General features: G+C 70.0%; 4 protein-coding genes. 2 read left to right on the forward strand and 2 right to left on the reverse strand.

Annotated elements, in window-relative coordinates:
* The coding region (locus tag ACTIDRAF_RS0201465) for a zinc-dependent metalloprotease (RefSeq protein WP_016696942.1) at positions 1–1,388 on the reverse strand (1,388 nt) is incomplete at its 3' end.
* Positions 1,389–1,472: 84 nt separating this feature from the next.
* On the opposite strand from ACTIDRAF_RS0201465, the gene ACTIDRAF_RS26655 reads away from it, so the two are divergent.
* Positions 1,473–2,534 carry a YlbL family protein gene (locus ACTIDRAF_RS26655; RefSeq protein ID WP_052168658.1) on the forward strand — a complete coding sequence of 354 codons (1,062 nt, stop codon included), beginning with the start codon at positions 1,473–1,475 and terminating at the stop codon, positions 2,532–2,534.
* A 21-nt stretch (positions 2,535–2,555) separates the two neighbouring features.
* Here the strand turns inward: ACTIDRAF_RS26655 and ACTIDRAF_RS0201475 are convergent, their stop codons facing one another.
* A complete protein-coding gene (locus tag ACTIDRAF_RS0201475) occupies positions 2,556–3,095 on the reverse strand; it encodes a PPA1309 family protein (RefSeq protein WP_016696944.1) in 540 nt (179 codons plus the stop codon).
* Positions 3,096–3,247: 152 nt separating this feature from the next.
* On the opposite strand from ACTIDRAF_RS0201475, the gene ACTIDRAF_RS0201480 reads away from it, so the two are divergent.
* Positions 3,248–6,217 carry a UPF0182 family protein gene (locus ACTIDRAF_RS0201480; protein WP_026065666.1) on the forward strand — a complete coding sequence of 990 codons (2,970 nt, stop codon included), beginning with the start codon at positions 3,248–3,250 and terminating at the stop codon, positions 6,215–6,217.
* Positions 6,218–6,282 lie beyond the last annotated feature (65 nt).

Below are 6,282 nucleotides of genomic sequence, written 5' to 3' on the forward strand. Positions count from 1 at the left end.
CCTCGGCCGACCTGGTCGCCCTGGTCGTCGTCGGCCTTCTCGGCGTCGGAGGCGTTCTCCGCCGCCGAACCCTCCTCCGCGCGCCGCAGCGCCGCGAGCGGGTCGTCCAGCTCGGAGGGGCCGCGACCGAAGTGCTCCACGAAGTCGACCGGGTCGTCCAGGTCGGCCGAGGTGGGCATCAGGTCGGGGTGGTTCCAGACCGAGTCGCGCTGCTCGAATCCGTGCCGGTCGGTCAGCCCCCGCCACAGGGTGGCCGCCGCCCGCAGCTGCCGGGGCCGCAGTTCCAGTCCCACGAGGGTCGAGAAGGCCTGCTCGGCGGGACCACCGCTCGCCCGGCGGCGGCGCAGCGTCTCCCGGAGCGCCTCCGCCCCGGGCAGCCGATCGCCCAGCGCCTCGCCGACCACCAGGTCGACCCAGCCCTCGATGAGCGCCAGCAGGGTCTCCAGCCTGGTCAGCGCCTGCTTCTGCTCCGGAGTGCTGCGCGGTTCCAGCAGGCCGGAGCGCATCGCCTCCTCCAGGGAGGCGGGGTTGCTCGGGTCGACCTTGCCCGCCAACTCCTCCATGGCGTTCGGGTCGACCCTGATCCCGTGCGCGAACTCCTCGACCGTCGCGAGCAGCCGCTGCCGCAGCCAGGGAACGTGGGAGAACAACCTGAGGTGGGCGGCTTCGCGGGCCGCGAGGAAGACGAGGACCTCGTTCGCCGGGCGGTCGAGGCCCTGCGTGAAGCGGTCGATGTTGCTCGGCAGGAGAGCGGCCGTCCGAGGCTCCCCCAGCGGCAGCCCGATGTCGGTCGAGGTGAGCACCTCGGAGGCGAACTGCCCCAGGGCGCTGCCCAACTGGGAGCCGTAGGCCATGCCACCCATCTGGCCGAGCATCGACAGCAGGGGCCCCGCGTTCTGCTTCGCCTCGGCGGGCAGCATGTCGGTCCAGGCCGAGGACACCTGGCGGGCCACCGGGTCGCACAACCGCTGCCAGGTGGGGAGCGTGCGGTCAACCCAGTCCTTCGCCGACCACGTCCGCACGCTCTGCGCCCCGACCGGGAAGGTCGTGACCGGGTCCAGCCACAGCTCGGCCAACCGGAACGCCTCCGTGGTCGCGTCGTGCTGCCCGGAGGAGGGCGGTTGGTCCCGGCCCCCGCTGTTGATCTGCTGGAGGGCGAGCTGCTTGGCGAGGTCGTAGTTCACCGGGCCGCCGGAGTGGTGCGAGGCCTGGCTGAGCATCTGGCCGAGCTGGCTGAGCATCTGGCCCAACGAGCCCATGTCGAAGCCCGGCATCCCCCCGGGACCGACTCCGAAGGGCGACTCGCCTCCGGACCGGCCCGAGGGATCGTCGCGCTTCCCACGGTCATCGGGATCCTGCGAGTTGAACCCGAAGGGTAGATCGGTCATACCGTCAACGGTACGCGGCCCGCGCCGACCAGCGTGGGATCGGTCCGCCGGGGTCGGTGGCGACCCGTTCCGTACGCTGCCCCCGTGAGCCGCCGTACTTGGTCCCTGTTGGTGAGTGTCGCGTTGGTCGGCGTCTTCGCCGCCTTCGGGGGTTTCGTCACCGTGCCCTACGTGGCCCTCGGTCCTGGCCACACCTACGACACCCTCGGTCTCGTGGCGACCAGTGGAGAGGTGGCTCCACCGCCCCTGCTGGAGGAGGGGGACGCCCTTCCCGGTGAGACGGGCGCCGATCCCGATCCCGGTGAACTCCGGCTGACCACCGTGCAGCTCACGACGGACGTGACCCTGTTCGGTGCCCTGGGGCTGTGGGCCAGCGGCAACTACGCGCTCGCGCCGCGCGAGGAGTACTACCCGCCGGACCGCACCCGGGAGGAGATCGAGCAGGAGAACCGGCAGTCCTTCACCGCGTCCCAGAGCAGCGCCGAGACCGCCGCGCTGCTCTACCTCGGCTACCCGAGGAAGGTCCTGGTCGGCGAGGTGTTCGGGGACGGGCCCAGCGACGGCGTGCTGGAACCCGGGGACGAACTGGTGGTGGTCAACGGTGTCGAGGCGGACTCCGCCGAGGCGGTGGTGGAGTCGTTGGCCGACACCTCGCCGGGCGACCGGGTGGACATCGTGATCCGCCGGGAGGGCGTCGAGGAGGACCTCACGGTCGAACTCGGTGCCCGGGACGACCGGGAGAGCGGGTACCTCGGCGTCGCGCCCCTCGACCAGCCCGATGTGGACTTCGAGGTGGACATCGAACTCGACGAGGTGGGCGGGCCCTCCGCCGGTCTGATGTTCGCCCTCGCGATCATCGACACCCTCAGCCCCGGGGAGATCACGGGCGGAACCCATGTCGCGGGCACCGGCGAGATCACCACCCAGGGCGCGGTCCGGCCGATCGGTGGCATCAGCTTCAAGATGCGCGCCGCGAAGGACATCGGGTCCACGGTCTTCCTGGTGCCGACGGGCAACTGCGCCGAAGCCGTCGCCAACGCCCCGGACGGCCTCCAGCTCGTGGAGGTGGAGACCCTGGAGGGGGCGGTGGACGCCCTCCGCCAGGTCCGCGCCGGGGAACAGCCGCCGGACTGCTCCCCGAACTGACCGCCGGCCAGGAGTCCTCGATCAGGGGTGGAGGGTCGCCCGCAACGCCGTGACCAGGTTCGGCGCGAGTTCCGGGTGTTCGACGATCTCCTCGGGCGTGACGTCGTCGGCCCGGAGCCGCAGCACGCAGGCGGCTGAGCCGTCGCGCAGGACCGCCGCCACCAGCCGGGCCTCCCGGCGCTCCGGGTGGTTCGCGGCCTCCTCGGGGCTGAGGGCGACGCCCTCCTCGGAGTCCGCGCCGTCGGCGCCGGGGGGTAGTACCACGATCTCCTGCGCCAACGCGCAGCCGTCGACGGCGTCGGGCCACTCGATCCCGGCGAGCGCCTCGGCGAGGTCACCTTCGGGAAGGGCGTCCTGCGCGACCGGCGTCAGTGTCGACCCGGGGTCGACCTGGCCGACCAGGTTGGGTTCCCTGGCCAACAACGCACTGGTGCTGACCAGTGCGAACAGTTGGATGGGCTGGTCCCAGCCCCCGGAGGCCACGAAGTCCTCCACCTCCCGCGCGGCGGCGGGCAGCGACCGGGACAGTTCTGCGTCGTGTTCTGCGTCCACGGGCTCCATGGTTCCGGTCGGGAGGCGACCCCACGACGGGGGGCTCCGAACGCGCGAGGCGCCCACGTAGAGTTGGACATCGCAGGACGGACCGCACACCTCACCCAGGTGTGGTCGCGTCCCGCCCCTGGTCCCTTGTCCTCAACCCGGGAGAGTGCGCTGTGGCGATGCGGAGTCCCGTCGGCATGCCCAAACTTTCCAGGCGAGCACGGATCCTCATCGCCATCGGTGCGGTGCTGCTGCTGTTGCTGTTGAGCGGGTCACGGCTGTTGAGCACCTATGTGGACTGGCTGTGGTTCGGGGAGGTCGGCTTCCGGTCGGTCTTCACCACGGTCCTGTTCACCCGGGCCGTGCTGTTCGTCGCGGTCGGTGTTCTGGTCGGAACCGTGCTGGCGCTCAGCCTGTGGCTCGCCTACCGGTCGCGTCCGGTGTTCGTGCCCGCCTCAGGTCCCGATGATCCCGTTGCGCGCTACCGCACGGCGGTCACGGCCAGGATCAAGCTGTTCGCCTTCGGCGTTCCCGTCCTCGTGGGCATCGTGGCCGGTGTCGCGGGGCAGGGCAACTGGCAGGCGGTTCAGCTCTTCCTCAACGGTGGCGACTTCGGGGTGACCGATCCCCAGTTCCAGCGGGACATCGGCTTCTACGCCTTCCAGCTGCCGTTCTTCCAGTGGCTGCTCGGTTGGGCCTTCGTCGCGGTGGCGGTGGCGTTCGTCGGCGCGCTGGTGGCGCACTACCTCTTCGGTGGCATCCGGCTGGCCGGTCGGGGCGGTGACCTGACCGGCGCCGCCAAGGTCCAGCTCGCGGTGCTGGCCGGTGTCTTCGTCCTGTTGAAGGCGGTCGCCTACTACTTCGACCGGTTCGCCCTGCTGACGTCGGAGCGCAACGACAACTTCGTCGGCGCGACCTACACCGACCTGCACGCGGTGATGCCGGCGAAGCTGATCCTGCTGTGCATCGCGGTCTTCTGCGCCGCCGCCTTCTTCGTCGGCGCGGTGCGCCGCAACCTCCAGTGGCCGGCCATCGCGACGGCCCTGCTCGTCGTGTCCAGCGTGCTGCTCGGCTCGCTGTGGCCGGCGGCGCTCGAGCAGTTCTCGGTCCGGCCCAACGCCAACCAGCGGGAGGCGCCCTCCATCGCGAACAACATGGAGGCGACGAGGGCCGCGTACGGCATCGACGACATCAACTACATCGACTACGAGGGGCAGAGCGACCTCGAACCGGAGGACCTGCGCGAGGACACCGCGACGATCCCGAACGTCCGGTTGCTCGACCCGAACATCCTGACCCAGACGTTCACCCAGCTCCAGCAGCGCCGGAACTTCTACGGCTTCCCGGACAAGCTGGACATCGACCGGTACACGATCGACGGGGAGACCCAGGACTACATCGTCGCCCTGCGGGAGATCAACACCGAGGGCCTGGCGGAGAACCAGCGGAACTGGATCAACCGGCACCTGGTCTACACCCACGGGAACGGGATCGTCGCGGCCCCGGCGAACGAGGTGAACTCGGCGCTGGCCGACACCGGTGGTGAGGGCGGCTACCCGAACTTCAAGGTCAGCGACCTGGCGACGCCGGACGGCTTCGTGCCGGTCGAGAACCCGAGGACCTACTTCGGGGAGCTGGGCACCGCCTACGCGATCGTCGGGACCACCGACGACCAGGGCAACCCGTACGAGTACGACACCGACAACGAGCGGTACACCTACACCGGCGAGGGTGGCGTCCCGATCGGGAACTGGTTCAACCGGCTGGTGTTCGCGGCCTACTACACGGAACGCAACATCCTGTTCAACCAGGCGATCAGCCCCGAATCGAAGATCATCTACAACCAGAACCCGCGCGACCGGGTGGCCGACGTCGCGCCGTGGCTGACGGTGGACAGCGACCCCTACCCGGCGGTCGTGGACGGGAAGATCACCTGGATCGTCGACGCGTACACCACGCTCGACAACTACCCGTACGCGGAGAAGACGGAACTGGGTGAGGCGACCACCGACAGCCTCACGAGCGCCCGAGGGGTGCCGGAGCAGCTGGACGAGCGCATCAGCTACATCCGGAACTCGGTGAAGGCGACCGTCGACGCCTACGACGGCACCGTGACGCTCTACGCCGTCGACGAGGAGGACCCGGTCTTGCAGGCGTGGCGGAGCGTCTTCCCGGACACCGTGCAGCCGGAGAGCGAGATCAGCGACGACCTGCGGGCGCACTTCCGGTACCCGGAGGACCTGTTCAAGGTGCAGCGGGACCTGTTGACCCGCTACCACGTCGACAACCCGAGCGACTTCTACGCCAACGTCGGCTTCTGGAACGTCCCGTCCGACCCCACGGTGGGCGACGACCCGGGTGAGGCGAACACGCCCCAGCCGCCGTACTACATCCTGGCGGAGGACCCGGCCACCGGGGAGGCGACGTTCCAGCTCACCAGCGCCCAGGTGTTCCTCCAACGGCAGTTCCTGTCCGGCTTCATGTCGGTGAACTCCGATCCCGAGCACTACGGGGACATGACCGTCCTCAGGCTCCCGGTGGACAGCCAGACACAGGGCCCGCAACAGGTGCAGACGCAGTTCGTCTCCTCGACCGAGGTCAGCACGGAGCTGAACCTGTTGCGGCAGCAGGCCACCGACGTGCTCTTCGGGAACCTGCTGACCCTCCCGGTCGGGGGCGGTCTGCTCTACGTCGAGCCGGTGTACATCGAGCGGAGGAACGAGGACTCCTCGTTCCCGCAGCTCGCCAAGGTGTTGGTGAGCTTCGAGGGCCGGGTCGGGTACGCGCCCACCCTCGCGGAGGCGCTTGACGAGGTGTTCGGCACCGGTGCCGGTGAGGGGGCCACGGATCCCACCGGGGAGGATGTGGAGGTCGCCGAGGGTGACGAGCCTTCGGGCGCGGACGAGACGACCACCCCACCGGAGACCGAGGAGCAGGGAGCGGGCGAGGACACGAGCACGCCGACCACTCCGCAGACTCCGCCGGCCGGCTCGGTCGACCAGGCGGTGCAGAGCATGGACGCCGCCCTCGAGCAGCTCCAGTCGGCGCAGCGCTCCGGTGACTTCGCCGAGATCGGGCAGGCCTACCAGGACCTGGCCGAGGCCATCGAGCAGTACGAGTCCCTGCGGGGAGACGGTGGTTGACAGGCGGGCCGCCGGTTCCGGCCGGCGGTGCTGACTCCGTGAGCGACGCCCCGGGGAGCACTCCC

The organism is Actinoalloteichus spitiensis RMV-1378 (genome assembly GCF_000239155.1).
Classification (GTDB): Bacteria; Actinomycetota; Actinomycetes; order Mycobacteriales; family Pseudonocardiaceae; genus Actinoalloteichus_B; species Actinoalloteichus_B spitiensis.